Source organism: Massilia sp. BGA-UO-ETr-WB1, assembly GCF_059567845.1.
This window is the reverse complement of record NZ_JCAQOT010000026.1, coordinates 373,276-389,814: the sequence shown is the minus strand read 5'-3', so window position 1 is coordinate 389,814 and position 16,539 is coordinate 373,276. Positions and strand designations below refer to the sequence as shown.

Genomic DNA, 16,539 nt, shown 5'->3' with positions numbered 1-16,539 from the left:
GCGCGAAGGCAGCGGCGAAGATCACACGACAAGACCGCGTACACGGAGATAAATGGAAACTGCAATCGAACAGGCGCGCACGCGCAGCCAGCCGACCACGGCTGGATCGTGGCTGCAAGGCATCCGGGACATGCTGCTGAGCGCCGGCCTGGACCCGGCCGCCATCTTCGCCGACGCAGGCATCCCCGCCGCGCACGTGGGCGATCCGCACCAGCGCATCCAGAGCGACCAGTTGAGCCGCCTGTGGAACGTCATCACGGCGGTGTCGGGCGACGAGGCGATCTCGCTGGCCTCGTCCGATTGTCCGCGCCCGGCCACGCTGGACCTGCTGACCTACACCATGATGACCGCGCCCAACCTGGAAGCGGCGCTGCAGCGCTTCATCCGCTACCTGCGCATCATCAGCGACGCCACCACCTTCTCGCTGGAGCCGGACGGCGTGCGCGGCCAATGGCTGCGGCTGGCCATCGAAGGCGGCGAGCTGGCGGTGCCGCGCCAGCGCTGCGAATTCATCCTGATCACCATCCTCAACATCTGCCGCTGGATCAGCAGCAAGCCGATCAACCCGGCCGCGATCGAGTTCGTGCATGCGGAGCCGGGCAGCACGCAGGCGCATGCGCGCGCGTTCGCCGGTCCGCTCACCTTCAGCGCCGCCCGCAACGGGCTGCTGATCGGCGCCGCCGACCTGGCCGCGCCGCTGCCGGCCGCGAACGCCAGGCTGTCCGAGCTGCACGAAAAATTCGCCTGCGATTTCCTGGACCGCATGGACAGCGCGCGCCTGACGCCGCGCGTGCGCGACATCATTGTGCGCAGCCTGCCCGACGGCGATCCGCCGCGCAGCCTGGCCGCCGCCGCGCTGTGCATCAGCGAGCGCACCTTGCAGCGCCGCCTGCAGGAAGAGGGCATGAGTTACCAGGAGCTGGTGGACCATACGCGGCGCGAACTGGCGCGCGACTATCTGGCGAAAGAGCAGCTGGCGCTGGGGCAGGTGGCGTTCATGCTGGGTTTCGCCGACCAGAGTACTTTTTGCCGGGCCTGCCAGCGCTGGTTTGGCAACACGCCCCGGCAGTTCCGCAAACGCCTGTCCCAGCCGGTACAAGCGGACTCGTCCGATGCTGCCTGAGGCCGCCTGATTCATTTCCTCGCGCAAACGTACAGAAGACCGCACAGCGCTGCCGTTATAGTGGACAGTGTTGAATATCTTCGGGACCCTGAGACACTGAATGCGCTCGCATATTTACCGTGGTTTTGAAATTAACTGTGTTGTCGCAAAAGCTGAGACCGGCAAGCCTAGTGCCCGATGGCATTGCGCGCTGACCATCCGCGCGCTGGATGAGCCGGAGCCCCTGCACTATGAGATAGACCTGAACGCCTGGACGCCCGCCGGCGCGCGCAGCCTGTGCATTCAGTACGCCAAGCAGCACGTGGACGAGTCCAAGGGGCCGGAGCAGTATGCCGGGCAGGCGTCCCAGTGTCCGCCCAGCTCCCCGCTGCGCAAAAAGGACGGCTAGCCTGTCTAAGAGCCGAGGCCGCCGCATGCGCCGGGAATGCGCCAAGGCCACTTGGTGCACAGCAACGTGCTACCATGCAATACATGAAGCATAGACTGTTCCTTTTCGACTTAGACGATACGCTGCTCGACTTCAAGGCCTCCGAGAAGCTCTCCTTCACCCGCACCATGCAGCAGCTTGGCCTGCGCGACGGCATGGACGGCTTGTTCGCGCAATACCAGGCGATCAACGTGGCGCTGTGGCGCAGTTTTGAAGCGGGTGCCGTGACCAAGGATTTCCTGAAGGTGGAGCGCTTCCGCAAGACCTTCGCCGAGAACGGCGTCGAATGCGATGCCGAACTGGCCAGCCGCCTGTATCTCGACTCCCTGCCGGATACGGTAGTGCTGATCGAGGGCGCCAAACTGCTGTGCGAGACCCTGTCCGCCATCGGCGAGGTGGGCATCATCACCAACGGCGTGGAACACATCCAGACCCGCCGCATCGCCAGCTCGGGGCTGCAAGCGCATATTTCCTTCGTGTCGACGTCCGAGGCCTGCGGCTACGCCAAGCCGGACGTGCGCTTCTTTGAATACGCCTCCAGGATGGCGCGCTCCTTCCGCAAGGAGGATGCGGTCATCGTCGGCGACCGGCTGGACGCGGACATCCTCGGCGCGAACCGGTACGGCATCGAAAGCTGCTGGTTCAACCCTGACCGGGTGGCCAACGAGTCGGAGGCGGTGCCAACCTACGAAGTCTCCAGCCTGCACGACATCGTGCCTTCGCTCAGGTCCGCAGCAGCTCGGCGCGGCGCTGCGCGGTAAAGCGCATCAGGTCCGGGAAGAATTGCTCGAAGCCGTCGGCGATGGCGGCGTAGTGTTGACGCAGGTCCAGCAAGCCTTCGCGCATCAGGTGGCCGTTGCGGCTCAGGCGCGTCGAGATGCGCGTGACGGCCATTTCCACGCCCGCCAGCTCCTCATAGCCCGCCAGCCACTGCTGCTCGATGATGCGCGGCGCAATGGCTTGCAGCTTCTCCGGCAGGATGTCCATGTGGGCGCGCAGCGCGCGGTGGAAGCGGGCGATCAGCTCGTGCCTCGGCAGGTCGCTGTACCGGTCCCAGCGCTGCGTGAGCAGGTGGTCGTAGAACACGTCGAGCACGATGCCGCCGTAGCGCCGGCGCGGTCCTTCGAACAGCTGCACCGCTTCCTTCACCACCGGGTGGGCGTCGGTGTAGCTGTCGATATAGCGGTGCAACATGATTTCGCGCTCGATCTCGGGCGTGTACACGCCGCTCACGCTGGCCTTGGCAAAATCGCCCAGCATGGCGCCTATCATGGCGGCGTCGCTCTGGCGGGCGAGGAAGATGTGCGCGAGGTAATTCATGCGCCCATTGTAGCCCGGGGCTATACTTTGACGCATGGACCAACGCGAACCGGGGAGCAGGGCGATATGCAAATAGCGGCAATTTCGGACATACATGGCAACCTGTGGGCGCTGGAGGCGGTGCTGGCGGATATCGCGCGGCGCGGGGCGGATATGACGGTCAACCTGGGCGATATCCTGTCCGGCCCGCTGCTGCCGCGCGAGACGGCGCAGCGGCTGATGGCGCTGCAGCTGCCCACCATTGCCGGCAATCACGAGCGCCAGGTGCTGACGCATGATCCTGCGCGCATGGGCGCGTCCGACCTGTACGCGCACCAGCAGCTGGACGAGGATCAGCGCGCGTGGATAGGCGCGCTGCCCACCGAGCTGCGGCTGGCGCACGATGTGCTGCTGGTGCACGGCATCCCCGGCAACGACCTGGTGTATTTCATGGAAACGGTGACGGAGCAGGGCGAGCGTCCGGCCACCCATGGCGAGGTGCTGGAGCGCGCCGGCGATGCGCGCGCGTCGCTGATCTTGTGCGGCCACACGCATGTGCCGCGCAGCGTGCAGCTGGATGACGGGCGGCTGATCGTGAACCCGGGCAGCGTGGGCTTGCAGGCGTATGACGATGAGCACCCATATCCGCACAAGGCGGAGAACTACACGCCGCATGCGCGCTATGCGCTGGTGGAGCGCACGGCGCAGGGCTGGCGGGTGGAGCAGGTGGCGGTGCCGTATGACTGGGAGGCGGCCAGCGCGCTGGCGGCGCGCAACGGGCGGCCTGAGTGGGCCTACGCCCTCAGGACGGGGCGCATGCCGGCCTAAGCCGCAGCTCAGGCGCTGGCGATCTCCGCGCCGGCCAGGAAGCCGGCCAGCAGCGGGTTGACCGCGGCGGCGTGCGTTATCGGCGCCATGTGGCCGCCCTTGGTCTGCACCGCGGCGCCGTTGGGCAGCGCGGCGGCCAGGCATTCGGCCACGCGCCGCGTCGATTGCGGGCTGCGCTCGCCGGACAGCACCAGCGCCGGCATGTCCAGGCCGGCCATGTCGGCCAGCGTCGCCGCTTCGCCCAGCAGGGCCTGGAAGTCCAGCTTGACCTTGGCGATCTGCGCGGCAAAGCGCTGCTGCTGCGCTTCGGGCAGCGCGTCGAAGGCGCCGGCGCGGTTCCAGTAGTCGATGAAAGTGCGCGCGGCGTCCTGCGGGCCGGCGGCGCTGTGGATGTCGGCCACCACGTTTTCAATTTCAATGCGCGCCGCGTCGTCTTCGGACAGCAGGTGGAACGCCACCGGCTCGAACACCGCCAGCGACAGCACGCGCGGGCGCAACTGGCGCGCCATGCGCAGCGCGGTGGCGCCGCCGTAGGAGTGGCCGATCAGGTGGAAGGGCTCGTCCGGCGCCAGCTTGCCGGCAATGGCGGCGTTCACCGCGTCCACCTCGTGCGCCAGCGAAAAGTCCGCTTCGGCGCCGGCCGGGAAGGGCGATTTGCCGTAGCCGAGCAGGTCGACGGCGATGCAGCGGAAACTGCTTTCCTGCTGGGCCATCAGCTCGGCCCACTGGCCCTTGGAACTCATGGAACTGTGCAGCAGTACAACGGCCGGGCGTGCGTCCGGCTGGGCATGGAAGGTGGTCATGTTGACAATCGCAAACGGCAAACCCGCGATTATAGCGCCTTGCCACCCGGCCGGACGCGCGGCGGCCTGCCTCTGCTACAGCGCGCGCACCGGGATGCAGATGTCGCAGATCATGTCGCCGGTGGCCGGGTCGAAGCTGCTGGCCGGGTCGAAGCGCTCGAAGCTGGGGCGGTCGTCGCACTGCAGGCCGCTCGAGGCCAGCCATTCGCGGGTCAGCCACATCCACGCGTTGCCGATGGTCTGCGGCTGGCCCCTGAAGCGCGCCACCGCGTAGCGGCCGCCCGGCAGCGTGGCCAGGCTGGCCTGGCTGGCCTGGAGCGCCGCCTCGAAGCCGTCCGGCACGGTGACGCAGGCGTCGTAGCGGCATTTGTCGGGCGGCGTGACGCTGGGATCGTCGTGGCCGACGCCGTAGCACAGCTGGCCGTCCAGGCCGTGCGACTGCATCCACGGCGCCATGGTCTGGCGCCAGAACACGCCGATTTGCGGACCGTAAGGTCCGATCAGGCGCTGGTAGGCCACGCGCACGGCGGGCAGGTCGGTGATTTGCACGTCCATTTCGGTTTCTCCATAAAGGGTTAAGGAGCCGTCATGGTCGCCCGGCGGGCGCGGGCGCGCCTGACCGGGGTTGCTGTGGACCTGATCAGGATTGCTCTGCATGGCCGCCAGCAGCGCCGCCGCGCGCTGCGGGGCGCCGGCGCGCCATTCGGTCGGCGTGCAGCCGAACTGCTGCTTGAAGGCGCGCGCGAACGCTTCGCCGGAGCCGAAGCCGCACGCCAGCGCGATCTCCAGCACCGGCTCGCCGCTGCCGCGCGCCAGCCGGGCCGCCGCCGTCTCCAGGCGCCGCCGGCGCGCGTAGTCGCCCAGGGTTTCGCCCATCCAGGCGGCGAAGATGCGGTGGAAGTGGAAGCGCGAAAAATTGGCCACGTCGGCCAGCTGCGCCAGGTCCAGCGGCGCGTCCAGATGCTGGTCGATGTAGTCGAGCACGCGATTCATGCGGCGCGCGTATTCGGCGCGGCTGGCGCGCATGAGCGCGTCCGGCGGCAGTTCTCCGTCCACGCCCGCTCCTTAGAGGTAGAGCGCGCCGCTGTCGGCCACGCCCACCAGGCTGACGGGCGGCGGCAGCGGGCCGGTGTTGCCGTCCAGCTGGGCGATCAGCGCGGGCAGCGCGGCCATGGCGCTGGCCAGCGTGGCGTCGTCCTTCACGCCGTCGATCCAGGCCCGCACCAGCGGCCAGTTGAACTGGCTCTGGCTGTAGGCGGCCTCCAGCGCCGGCGTGTTCAGCGCGGCCGTGAATTCGGCTGCCGCCACGGCCTTGTCCGCCAGCGCCACCACATCGCTGCCCTGCGCGCCGCGTGTCATGCTGAGCGCCATACCGGCCACGGTCAGGCCGTTCTCGAGCGCCGAAGACCAGAACTCCAGGCCGCCGGGTTCAGGCGCTCGGCCGAACAGGTTGTGGTACAGCTCGGTGATAATGGCATGGTTGTCCTTGCCCGCGTACTGCGCGGCGAATTCGGGCGCGAGCGCAATGGCGTTGGCCAGCACGTCGATGCTGCCGGTGTTCTGCCAGAAGGTTTCGCCTTGCGGCTCGGCGGGACGGTGCAGGAAGGCCAGGTAGAGCTTGCCGATGTCGAGCGTGTTCACGTCCGGCACGTTGGCGCCGCTGTTAGCCGCGTCGATGGCGGCCTGGTCGTACACGGTGGCCGGATCGATATCGCCGATATGCACCGCCGGGGTGCTGTTGGCCAGCGCCGAGCCCAGGTAGGACGACAGCAGCGCTTCCGGGGTGCCCCCGGCCATGGCGGCGGCCAGCTTGGCGGCCAGCGTGCCCTGCAGCAGGGAGGCGGCCTGGCCGATCTGCGCCAGCCCGCCGTGGATGCCGCCGCTGCCTGCGGCGCCCGCTTCGATATTGTCGATGGCCGCTGCCAGCAGCAGGCCGAACACGCCCTTGTCCGCGGCGCTGACGGCGGCTGCCGCCGTGCTCAGGCCGGCGTTCGCAGCCTTGACGACGCTGCTGTCGAACAGCGCGTTGATGAAGCTGGCGCTGCCCAGGTCGCTCGCGCCGGTGGCGTGGGCCAGGGTGTCGGCCAGCGCGCTGGAGACGGCGCGCAGCGCTTGCGCTTCGCTCAGCTGATTGCCGCTGTTGCCGCCGGCCAGGCTGACCAGCGTCTTGGCGATGGCCAGCTGCAGGCTGTCCACGCTGGCCGTGGCGGCCTGCTGGTGCAGCGCCGACTTGATGGCGGCCGGCGACAGGGCGTCGGCTTCGAAGGCGGCGAACAGCGGATTGCTTTTGTTGACGTCGGCGCCGTTCAGCAGCAGCGCCTGGTCCAGGCGCGCGCTGGCCTGGGCGGCGCTCAGGCCCTGCTGCACCAGCAGCGCGTGCAGCGAAGACAGCGCGTTGACGGCCTTGGTTTCCTGGCCGACCGTGTAGCTGCCGTGGTTTGCCAGCCCGGTGGTGGCGTCGGTGCCGCCGGTGGCCAGCAGCTGCCAGGCGCCCGCCGGGGGCGTCGGGAAGTCGCCCAGGCCGTCGATCAGCACGTAGCGGCCCTGGCTGTCGGTCACGGCGCCCAGCTCGCCCTGGTCGCGCACGCCGTTGCCGTTGGCGTCGCGGAACACGGTGGCCCCTTGCAGGTAGCCGGCCCCTTGCAGCTGGCCGGAGCGCACCGTGCCGCCTGGCGTATTGACCAGGTAGTCCAGCATCTCGGGCATGCCGGCCTTGAAGGCGAGCAGCGACGCTTCGTCGCTTACGCGGTCGAAGTAGGGGCTCAGGGCGGCGCCCGCGGCGGATTGGTAGCTGAGGACCTCGGCAGCCGTATCCAGCTCATTGGTAAAGGCCAGCGCGGCGGCCGTCTTGTATTCCAGGGTGTCGACGTCGCCGCCTTGCGCGCCAAGCGCGAGCCGGGCCGGCAGGTCGTTGCGGGAGATGGCGCCGCTGTCGACCAGGGCGCTCCAGAATGTCACGCCGCTGGTTTCCGCGGCGCGGCCAAACACGGCGTGGTAGACCGACTGCACCAGCTGGGCGCTGGTCTGGTTGGCGTGCAGCGTTTGGAATTCCTGCGAGGCGCCGAACGCGGCGGCGACCTCGGCGCTGTCGCGCTCGGTCCAGAACGCCAGACCCGCTGGGTCCGGCGCCCGGTTGAAGTACGCGATGTAGAGCTTGACGATGTCGAGCGGTGAAGTTGCCATGGACGGACCTCCTTGTATTGGAGTTTTAAGATTAACAACATTGTTAACTTTAAAATGTGTCGGCCATCACATTTCAGTCCATCCATTCAGCCCATCCGCTCCCTGTGTTTTAGAACTTGTATTTCAGGTTCAGGTAGAACTGGCGGCCCGACACGTCCAGTTTCTGCGGCTCCTCCTCGCTGTAGCGGTACTGCGCGCGCACCTGGTTCAGCAGGTTGGTGGCGTCGAACGTCACCTGCCAGTTCCTGGCGAAGGTGTAGTTGGCCGAGAACGCCAGGGTGGTCACGCCGGCCGCCATGGTGGGGGCGGTCGGCATGGCCACGCCGTTGATGACGGACTGCCCCTGGCTGTTGGCGGTGGGCGAAGGCGCGGTGGTGCTGCTGACGTATTTGCCGCGATAGTTGGCCACCAGGCGGGTGCTGAACACGTCGTTCTCGAAGTAGGCGCCCAGGTTGCCCGCCCATTCGGACGCGCCCACCATCGGCCGGCCGTCGTCGACCTTGGTCTTGGCGCGGCTGACATTGCTCTGGAAGCCGAAGCCGCCCCAGATCGGCTGCTCGTACGACAGCTCGATGCCGCTGATCTTGGCGCCCTGCTGGCTGGACGAGTTGATCGAGAAGGTTTTCACCTGCTGGTCGCGCGGGTCGACCAGCTGCACGGTGGCGCCGGACGGGTTGCCGCCGGTTTTCACGTAGCCGTCTATCTTCGAGTGGAACACGTTTACCGCAACCAGCGAGCGCGGCTTGAAGTACCAGGCCCAGGACAGGTCCACATTGTCCGAGGTGAGCGGCTTCAGGTCCGGGTTCGGGCCGCTCACCACGCAGCCGCTGGCGTCGCAGGTGGGCGTGCCGAAGCCGGTGCCCAGCACGTTGTAGTTCTGGCGGCCGATGGTGCGGCTGGCGCCGAAACGGGCGATCATGTCCTTCTGCAGCTCGTAGCGCAGGTTCACGCTGGGCAGCAGGTTGTTGAAGCTGCGGTCGGTGGCGGTCTTGTAGTACAGGATGCCGCTCTTCGGATTGAACGGCACGCCGTCGTAGTAGGACTGGGCCTCGCCGGCGGTGGTGATGGCGCCGGGGTAGGCGGCGCAGGTGGTGGCCGGCTTGCCGGGCTCGGTGCGGTCGCAGGCGCCGGCCGGGATCGGGGTCGGGATCTGCGCGTTGATCTGGGTGCGCACCCAGCGCACGCCGACGTTGCCGGACCAGCGTTCGCCTTCCAGGTTGCCCATCAGGTAGGCCGAGGTCTGGCGCTCGCGCATGTCGATCTCGGTGGCCACGCGGCGTTCCCACTCGGGCGTGGTGGTCTTGGTGTTGGCCGCCATGTAGGCTTGCAGCGCTTCCGGCGTGAAGCTGAAGCCGGTGTTGTCCCAGTTGCCGCCGCCCAGGTCGTTGCCGAAGTCGCCAGGGTAGGGCACGATGCCGCTGCCGGACGGCTCGGCCACCGAGGCGCCCTTGAAGGCCGGGTTCCAGCGTCCGCTCTTGCGCTTGTGGTCGGCAAAGCGCACGCCCGATTCCAGCGACTGCAGCACGCCCTTTTCCACCTTGTACTCGGCGTCCAGCGCGCCGCTGCTTTCCTTGTCCACGGTGCGGATGCCGGAAATGGTGCGGCCCACCAGCTTGTAGCCGCTGCCGTCCGGGTTCAGGCCCACGGTGTTGCTGCCGGCGCCGATGTAGCGCGAATCCGGCGCGTCCTTCAGGCCGTTCAGGCTGTAGGAAATGCCGGTGCCGTAGCGGGCGTAGGTCAGGCCCTGGTCGGCCTGGGTGGTGCCCACGCCGCGCGTGATGCTCAGCAGGGATTTCAGGGTCAGGTCGTTGTTGACGCGGTACTTGGCGTCCAGGTCCAGGAAGCCGCTGGTAGCCTTGGCGCCTTCGCGGAAGAAGCCTTCCGAGTTGCCCACGTACTGGGGCGTGGTGCCGTCCGGGAACACGATGTCGGCGCTCTTGAGCACGCGCAGCTCGTGGCCGTACATCGTGGTTTCCTTGACGATGACGGGGTTGCGGATCTGCGCATACACGCGCTGGCCGTTGGAGCTGGTATTGGCGCTGGTTGCCGCCACGCCGCCCAGCGGATCGTTCTTGCCCAGCAGCATGCTGTACATGGCGCCGGAGGTCAGGCGGCCGTTGTTGTTGGCCTTCATTTCCGAGTAGAAGCCGGTGGCCGTCACGTCCAGGTCGGCGTTCGGCTTGTACTGCAGCGACACCATGCCGCCCGAGCGGTCGCGCACGCCTTCCACGAACTCCGAGCTCATCGAGCCGGGCATGCGCACGCCGTTCAGGTCGGCCGCCTTCAGGCCGGTGCCGGCCAGCGAGGCGTCGGTGATGCCCAGCATGGTGCTGGTGTTGATCACGTCCCAGCCGCTGCTGGCGCCGTAGGCGAAGCGCGACACCGAGTCGCGCCGGCTGTAGCGTTTTTCCTTGAAGCCCTGCACGATCACGCCCAGCGTGCTGTCGGCGTTTTTCCAGTTGAAGGTGGCGTTCAGGTCGGGCGAGGTCTTGTCCGGCAGCTGGGCGTAGGTCAGGCCGGCGCTGATGACGCCGCCGAAGCTGGTCTTTTGCGCCAGCGGCTTGCGGGTGGTGACGTTGATGGTGCCGGCCAGGCCGCCGTCGACGATGTTGGCTTGCGAGGTCTTGTAGACGATGGCCTGGTTCAGCACCGAGGACGGCATCAGCGACAGGCTGGTGCTGCGGCTGCTGGAACCCTGGTCGGCCACGTACCAGTCGCCGCCGGAGACGGTATGGCCGTTGAACAGGATCAGCGACATGTCCGGGTTGGTGCCGCGCATGGACACCTTCTCGGCTTCGTCGTAGTCGGTGCGCACCGCCACGCCGGCCAGGCGCTGCAGGGAGTCGGCCAGGTTCTTGTCCGGCATCTTGCCCACGTCTTCGGCGGTGATGACTTCCACGTTGGCGGTGGCGTCCTTCTTCACGCCCAGCGACTTGGCCAGCGAGGCGCGGATGCCGGACACTTCCACCGTTTGCATGGTGGTATCGGCAGCCTGGGCCGCCTGGGGCTGCTGCGCCCGGGCCGGCGCCGCCATGGCGCACAGTGCAATCGAAATGGCCGCCGCTACCGGTTTTTTGTTCAAGTTCATGCCTTGCTCTCCCTGGTTTTAATTGGTATGCAAGTGGCAGTATTGATGAACAGCGCCGGGCTGAATAATGAGTTCTGTTGTTGGAACTATAACCTTGAGGAATGAGCAGGGGAGCCGGGCGCTGGATCAGCGCTTCAGCCAGCGGCTGAACGGCGCCGGGTCGGTGCCCGGCTCCAGGTACCACGCCTTGCGCGTCCAGTCGAATTTGGCGCCCAGCGCCTTTACTTGCTGCGCCTCGTGGATGGTGGCGCTGAGGTAATTGCGCTCGGTCTGATGTTGCGACTGATGCTGCGACTGTTGTTGTGCAGCCTCACCGTTGCGGGCGATGGCCAGTTCGGCGGCGGCGGCGGTGGGGCCGAGGCGCATGCGGGCCAGGTAGGCGCTGCGCCGCGCCGCGTCTTCCGGGGACAGCAGCGTGAGGCGGGCCTTGGCGCGCGTGGCGGCCACATAGAACAGGTTTTCCTCCTCGCTGGCGGCGAACATGGGGTTGGGGAATTCGCCCGTCTCCAGGAAGGGCAGGATCACGTGCGCGAACTCCTTGCCCTTGGCGTTGGCGGCGCAGTCCAGGGTCACGTAGTCCTTTTCGCGCTTGCGGCTGGCGAAGGCTTCGGCCGCGTTCAGCGTTTGCCAGAACTCGGCCAGCGTCTGGCCCGACTGCTCGGCGAAGGCCAGGAAGCCGGCCACCGATTTGGACACCACGCTGGCTTCGTAAGGGCGCACGAAGATGCGCTTGGCGGCCTGCTCCAGGTTCATCTGGCTGCCGATGGCGCGCAGCGCCTCGGCTGCGCTGGTGGCGGGGTCGAGCGCGGCGGCGTAGGCGATGGCGGCGGCGATCACGCCGCGCATGGCGCTGCTGCCGTTGCCACTGCCGTTGCCGTAGCTGCCGCCGTCGCCTTCGATGTACAGCGTGTAGAAGTCGCCCAGCAGCGAGGGCGTGCGCGCCACTTCGCGCTTGGCCATCTCCAGCCGCTGCGGCGCCAGGTTCACTTCGCCGAACACCGCCAGTGCCTCGACGATGGCGGCGCGCACCTCCAGCGACTTGACCGCCTCCAGGTCGCGCAGCGCGATCGCCACCATGCCGCGCAGGAACAGGATCTCGTCGCGCTGCAGATAGCCCGCCATGGCCGGCGTGCGGTAGCCTATTTTCGCCTTCAGCAGCGCGTTTTCCACGGCGATGGACTGGTGCCGGTCGCGCAGCAGGATGGCGCAGCCTTCCAGCGCATGGCCGTCGCGCTTCCAGGCCTTGATGGCCGCCACCGCCTGCTCGCCGCAGGCGTCGGCATCGGCGTAGTGCGCCTGCCTGATTTCCGTGTGCAGCGGCAGGCTCGATTCCACCGGCTTGTTCTTGAACTCCTTCATCGCATAGGCCAGGTGCGGGCCGTGGCGGTAGGTATAGGTCAGCGGGTAGTGCTTCAGGCCGGGATAGTGGCGGGCGAAGCGGTGCTCCAGGAATTCCTGGCTGGCGCCCAGCTTGGAGTAGATCACCTGGTCCTTGTCGCCGGCGCCGACGAAATAGCAGTCCGGCCGCGCCAGCAGCGCGTTCAGGATGCGGAAAGCCGCTTCGTTCAGGTCGTGCAGCTCGTCGCACACCACCACGCGGTAGGCCGGCAGCGCCTGCGCGTTCTCGGACGATTGCGACAGCATGCAGGCCAGGTCGTAGGTGGCGTCGAAGGGGCCGCGGAACTCGGCGCCCTCGTCGCCGCCCAGGCGCATGGTTTCATACTCGCAGGTGGTGAGGTAGTCGGTCAGCGGCACTTTCAGCAGGTCGGCCGCTTCCTCCAGCTCCATGTACTCCAGGTCCGCGTCCAGCGCCATGGTGGCTTTCAGCGTGAGCTGGATGTCGAGGAACTGCGACAGCGCGATGTTGTGGGTGCGGATGTCCAGGTAGTCCACCTGGCCGGTGTAGCGCTCGCTCACGCGCTCCAGCGCATGCAGCACGTAGGGCTTGAGCTGGCGCGCCTGGGGCAGGCGCTCGGCGCCGCCGCTGCCGCTCTGGGCCAGCATGCGCGCCGCGAAGTCCTCGAAGGTGGCCACGTCCACCCGGGCTGCGGTGGCGTAGGGGATGCCGATGTCCAGCAGGCGCTGGCGCATCACGTCGCGCGCTTCGGGCGTGAACACCAGCGCCAGGATCTGCTCGGGCGGCAGCTTGCGCGCCAGCGCTTCGCCGATGCGCAAGGCCAGCGTGGTGGTCTTGGCCGCGCCGGCGTTGGCGTCGATCAGCACCACCTTGTTCTGGGCCAGCTGGATGGCGGTCTGTTCCGGGGTGCGTATCAGGCCTTGCGGGGTGAAGCGGGGCGTATTGGATTCGGTCATCCCGCCAGTATACCCCGGGAGTCCTAGCGCACCGTCTCCACCTCGGCCGTGAAGCGGTAGCCGGCGCCGCGCTCGGTGCGGATGAAGGCCGGCGCGCCGTCCGGCTCCAGCTTCTTGCGCAGGCGGCCCACCTGCACGTCGATGGCGCGGTCGTACACTTCGTCATTGTGCAGGCGCGACATGTCCAGCAGCTGCTCGCGCGACAGCACGCGCTGCGGCGCGGCCAGGAAGGCGGCCAGCAGGTTGAATTCGTTGTTGGTGAGCGCCACGTCGGCGCCGGCGGGCGAGGTCAGGCGGCGCAGCCGCACGTTCAGCACCCAGCCGGCGAAACGGTAGGCGCGCACCCGCGCCAGGCCGTCGGCCACCGACTGCTGGGCGCGCGCGCGGCGCAGCAGGGCGCGGATGCGGGCCAGCAGCTCGCGCGGCGAAAAGGGCTTGGTCAGGTAGTCGTCGGCGCCTAGTTCCAGGCCCATCACGCGGTCCGCCTCTTCCCGGCGGCCGGTAAGCATGATGATGGGCAGGTTGGAATGGTCGCGCAGGCGGCGCGCGATATGCATGCCGTCCTCGCCGGGCAGTTTCAGGTCCAGGATCAGCAGGTCGATCAGCTCATCGGCCATCACGCGGTCCACCTCGCGGCCGTCGGGCAGGGCGGTGGTGCGGATGTCGTTGTCGCCCAGGTAGTCGATGATCATCTGGCGCACGCCAGCGTCGTCGTCCACTACCAGCACGTGCGCTTCGCCTGCCATGGAAGTTCGCCCTGTTGGAAAAACGGCATGCCGCCGCCACAAGATTGTATCAGGATAGTTACCGCTCCCATTGATGTCAATTGACACATTCCAGCCCCGGCGCAGCATACTGTTGCTTTGACCGCAGTGCATAACTGTGACACAGTTAACCACTCACTCCGCCCACGCCATGGACCGTCCGACCGCCACCGAGCCCGCCATGCACGAAGCCAGCCATGCCTCCGCCAGCCAGGCCGCCGCGCCGGCCGGGCAGGACGTGCCGGCGCGCCTGCTGGCCGGCGAAAAGCGGCTGCTGGAAATGATCGCGCGCGCCGAACCGCTGGCCGGCATCCTGGAGGCCTGCTGCCGCCTGTTCGACGAAGTGGCGGAGGACGCCGTCAGCTCCCTGCTGCTGATGGACGAGGGCGGCACGCTATTGCGTCCCGGCTCGGCGCCGAACCTGCCGCCGGACTTCATGCTGGCGCTGGAAGGCTCGGCGCTGATCGGTCCCGGCGAAGGCTCCTGCGGCACCGCCGCCTGGCGCCGCGAACCGGTGTTCGTGTCCGACATCGCCACCGACCCGCTGTGGGACAAGTACCGCCGCCTGCCGCTGGAGCATGGCCTGCGGGCCTGCTGGTCGATGCCCATCCTGTCCAGCAGCGGCAAGGTGCTGGGCACCTTCGGCGTGTACTCGCGCCACGCCGCGCTGCCCACCGCAGCGCAGCGCAATGTCATGGCGCGCTTTTCCGACCTGGCCAGCATCGCCATCGAGCGCTGCACGTCGATGGCCGCCTTGCGCCGCTCCGAAGAGCGCTACGAGCTGGCGGTGGACGCGGCCGGCGACGGCCATACCGACTGGGTGGTGGCCACCGACACGTTCTACGCCTCGCCGCGTTTCCTCGAGCTGTGCGGCATGCCGCCGGACACGGTGTTCGCCAGCCGCGCCGACTTCACGGCGCGCTTTCCCTACCATCCGGAGGACCGCCAGCGCGTGATCGACCAGCTGGCCGAACACTTCGCCGGCAGCACCAACCGCCTGCAGCTGGAGCTGCGCATCATCGTGCGCGGCGAGGTGCGCTGGCTCAAGCTGACCGGCCTGTGTTCGCGCGACGCCCAGGGGCGGCTGGTGCGCTGGAACGCCGCCACCACCGACGTGACCGACCGGGTGCGCAGCGAAACGGCGCTGCGCGCCTCCGAGCAGCGCTACGCGCTGGCCATGAGCGCCGCCGGCGAGGGCCACTGGGACTGGGACATCCTGAAGGACGAGTTCTACGGCTCGCCGCGCATGATGGAGATGTATGGCTTCCCGCCCGACACCGTGTTCGCCGGGCGCGCCGACTTCCTGGCGCGTTTCCCCTTCCACCCGGAGGACAAGCCGAAGTGGGAAAAAGCGGCGGCCGAGCATTTCGCCGGCCACAGCGCGCGCTTCGACCTGGAGATCCGCATGCTGCCGCGCGGCGAGGTGCGCTGGATACACCTGACCGGCATGTGCCAGCGCGACGCGTCCGGCACGCCGGTGCGCTGGACCGGCGCCGTCAGCGACGTGACCGACCGCCGCCGCCTGGAAGAGCAACTGCGGCTGGCGCAGCGGCTGGAGGCCATGGGCACGCTGGCCGGCGGCATCGCGCACGACTTCAACAACATCCTGGCCTCGATACTCGGCTATGGCGAAATGGCGCTGCGCGACGCGCCCGAGGGCAGCCGCCTGCGGCGCGACGTGGGACACATCGTCGCGGCCGGGGAGCGCGGGCGGGCGCTGGTGGACCGCATCCTGGCGTTCAGCCGCAGCGGCATGGGCGAACGGGTGGCGGTGCACGTGGAGGCCGTGTTGCGCGAAGCGCTGGACCAGCTGGCGTCCAAGCTGCCGGAGGGGGTGCAAGTGAGCGCCCGCTTGCAGGCCGGCCGCGCGGCCCTGCTGGGCGACTGCACCCAGGTGCACCAGGTGCTGAGCAACCTGATGCTGAACGGCGTGCAGGCGATGGAACACGGCGGCCTGCTGCGGGTGGCGCTGGAAACGCGCAGCATCGGCGAGCATTCGCTGGCCACCATCGGCAGCATCGCGGCGGCGGACTACATCGTGCTCACCGTGAGCGACACCGGCGCCGGCATCCCGCCCGCCATCCTGGGACGGATTTTCGATCCCTTCTTCACCACCAAGGAGGTGGGCGTGGGCACCGGGCTGGGGCTGTCGATGGTGCACGCCATCGTGACGCAGCTGGGCGGCGCGGTCAGCGTGGCCAGCACCGAGGGCGAGGGCAGCACCTTCACGGTGTTCCTGCCGCGCTGCGGCGACGTGGCGGCCGACAGCGGCGCCGCCGCGCAGCCCGATCCGCCGCGCGGCCAGGGCCAGCGCGTGCTGGTGGTGGACGACGAGGAAGCGCTGGCGCGCCTGGCCGGCGCCATGCTGGACGACCTGGGCTACCGGCATGCGGCGTTCACTTCGCCGGCGCAGGCGCTGGCCGCTTTCTCGGCGGCGCCGCAGCAGTACGACGCGGTGATTACCGACGAGCGCATGCCCGGCATGACCGGTTCGGAGCTGATACGCGCGCTGCGCGGCGTCCGCTCGGGCATTCCCATCGTGCTGGCCAGCGGCTACATGGGCGCGGCGCTGGCCCAACAGGGGGGCGCGGGCGGGGTGTTGCGCAAGCCGTATTCCATGATGGAGCTGGCGCACGCGCTGGCGCACATCTTCGGGCCGCATGTCAATTGACATAATTGCAGGCATTCACGTCATGCCAACGCCACGCATC

Annotated in this window: 12 protein-coding genes; 5 read left to right on the top strand and 7 right to left on the bottom strand. The window is 68.2% G+C overall.

Going from position 1 to position 16,539, the window contains the following annotated elements; genetic code table 11:
- Positions 1–52: 52 nt before the first annotated feature.
- The 3 genes from AC56DV_RS24180 to AC56DV_RS24170 all read left to right on the top strand — a co-directional run bounded on the left by AC56DV_RS24180 (position 53) and on the right by AC56DV_RS24170 (position 2,311).
- Positions 53–1,123 carry an AraC family transcriptional regulator gene (locus AC56DV_RS24180; RefSeq protein WP_496316765.1) on the top strand — a complete coding sequence of 357 codons (1,071 nt, stop codon included), beginning with the start codon at positions 53–55 and terminating at the stop codon, positions 1,121–1,123.
- A 100-nt stretch (positions 1,124–1,223) separates the two neighbouring features.
- The gene (locus tag AC56DV_RS24175) at positions 1,224–1,511 is read left to right on the top strand and encodes a hypothetical protein (RefSeq protein ID WP_496316764.1); all 288 of its coding nucleotides are present in this window, start codon (positions 1,224–1,226) and stop codon (positions 1,509–1,511) included.
- An 83-nt stretch (positions 1,512–1,594) separates the two neighbouring features.
- Entirely contained in the window at positions 1,595–2,311 is a 717-nt protein-coding gene (locus AC56DV_RS24170; RefSeq protein WP_496316763.1) for a YjjG family noncanonical pyrimidine nucleotidase, read from the top strand.
- Here AC56DV_RS24170 and AC56DV_RS24165 read toward each other — a convergent pair.
- Positions 2,274–2,870: an acyl carrier protein phosphodiesterase gene (locus AC56DV_RS24165; protein WP_496316762.1), complete on the bottom strand. Its 597-nt coding sequence runs from the start codon at positions 2,868–2,870 to the stop codon at positions 2,274–2,276. The two genes, AC56DV_RS24170 and AC56DV_RS24165, sit on opposite strands and share 38 nt — an antisense overlap.
- A 66-nt stretch (positions 2,871–2,936) precedes the next feature.
- Between AC56DV_RS24165 and AC56DV_RS24160 the strand changes: the two genes are divergently transcribed.
- Positions 2,937–3,677: a metallophosphoesterase family protein gene (locus AC56DV_RS24160; RefSeq protein ID WP_496316761.1), complete on the top strand. Its 741-nt coding sequence runs from the start codon at positions 2,937–2,939 to the stop codon at positions 3,675–3,677.
- 8 nt (positions 3,678–3,685) lie between these two features.
- Here AC56DV_RS24160 and AC56DV_RS24155 read toward each other — a convergent pair whose 3' ends face one another.
- The 6 genes from AC56DV_RS24155 to AC56DV_RS24130 form a co-directional block, all read right to left on the bottom strand.
- Positions 3,686–4,480: an alpha/beta fold hydrolase gene (locus AC56DV_RS24155; RefSeq protein ID WP_496316760.1), complete on the bottom strand. Its 795-nt coding sequence runs from the start codon at positions 4,478–4,480 to the stop codon at positions 3,686–3,688.
- 75 nt (positions 4,481–4,555) lie between these two features.
- Entirely contained in the window at positions 4,556–5,536 is a 981-nt protein-coding gene (locus tag AC56DV_RS24150) for an AraC family transcriptional regulator (protein WP_496316759.1), read from the bottom strand.
- Positions 5,537–5,545: 9 nt separating this feature from the next.
- Complete coding sequence (locus tag AC56DV_RS24145; protein ID WP_496316758.1) at positions 5,546–7,663, bottom strand: DUF4214 domain-containing protein; 2,118 nt, start codon at positions 7,661–7,663, stop codon at positions 5,546–5,548.
- A 109-nt stretch (positions 7,664–7,772) separates the two neighbouring features.
- A complete protein-coding gene (locus AC56DV_RS24140; RefSeq protein ID WP_496316757.1) occupies positions 7,773–10,751 on the bottom strand; it encodes a TonB-dependent receptor in 2,979 nt (992 codons plus the stop codon).
- A gap of 126 nt (positions 10,752–10,877) precedes the next feature.
- Complete coding sequence (locus AC56DV_RS24135) at positions 10,878–13,064, bottom strand: ATP-dependent helicase (protein ID WP_496316756.1); 2,187 nt, start codon at positions 13,062–13,064, stop codon at positions 10,878–10,880.
- 23 nt (positions 13,065–13,087) lie between these two features.
- Positions 13,088–13,810 carry a response regulator gene (locus AC56DV_RS24130; RefSeq protein WP_496316755.1) on the bottom strand — a complete coding sequence of 241 codons (723 nt, stop codon included), beginning with the start codon at positions 13,808–13,810 and terminating at the stop codon, positions 13,088–13,090.
- 169 nt (positions 13,811–13,979) lie between these two features.
- Between AC56DV_RS24130 and AC56DV_RS24125 the strand changes: the two genes are divergently transcribed.
- Positions 13,980–16,499 (top strand): ATP-binding protein, encoded by a 2,520-nt coding sequence (locus AC56DV_RS24125; protein WP_496316754.1) that lies wholly within the window; start codon positions 13,980–13,982, stop codon positions 16,497–16,499.
- Positions 16,500–16,539 lie beyond the last annotated feature (40 nt).

Bases quoted from the DNA above. Each gene is read 5' to 3' on its own strand.
- AC56DV_RS24180 (WP_496316765.1), top strand. From the start codon at position 53: ATGGAAACTGCAATCGAACAGGCGCGCACGCGCAGCCAGCCGACCACG.
- AC56DV_RS24175 (WP_496316764.1), top strand. From the start codon at position 1,224: ATGCGCTCGCATATTTACCGTGGTTTTGAAATTAACTGTGTTGTCGCA.
- AC56DV_RS24170 (WP_496316763.1), top strand. From the start codon at position 1,595: ATGAAGCATAGACTGTTCCTTTTCGACTTAGACGATACGCTGCTCGAC.
- AC56DV_RS24165 (WP_496316762.1), bottom strand. From the start codon at position 2,870: ATGAATTACCTCGCGCACATCTTCCTCGCCCGCCAGAGCGACGCCGCC.
- AC56DV_RS24160 (WP_496316761.1), top strand. From the start codon at position 2,937: ATGCAAATAGCGGCAATTTCGGACATACATGGCAACCTGTGGGCGCTG.
- AC56DV_RS24155 (WP_496316760.1), bottom strand. From the start codon at position 4,480: ATGACCACCTTCCATGCCCAGCCGGACGCACGCCCGGCCGTTGTACTG.
- AC56DV_RS24145 (WP_496316758.1), bottom strand. From the start codon at position 7,663: ATGGCAACTTCACCGCTCGACATCGTCAAGCTCTACATCGCGTACTTC.
- AC56DV_RS24140 (WP_496316757.1), bottom strand. From the start codon at position 10,751: ATGAACTTGAACAAAAAACCGGTAGCGGCGGCCATTTCGATTGCACTG.
- AC56DV_RS24135 (WP_496316756.1), bottom strand. From the start codon at position 13,064: ATGACCGAATCCAATACGCCCCGCTTCACCCCGCAAGGCCTGATACGC.
- AC56DV_RS24130 (WP_496316755.1), bottom strand. From the start codon at position 13,810: ATGGCAGGCGAAGCGCACGTGCTGGTAGTGGACGACGACGCTGGCGTG.
- AC56DV_RS24125 (WP_496316754.1), top strand. From the start codon at position 13,980: ATGGACCGTCCGACCGCCACCGAGCCCGCCATGCACGAAGCCAGCCAT.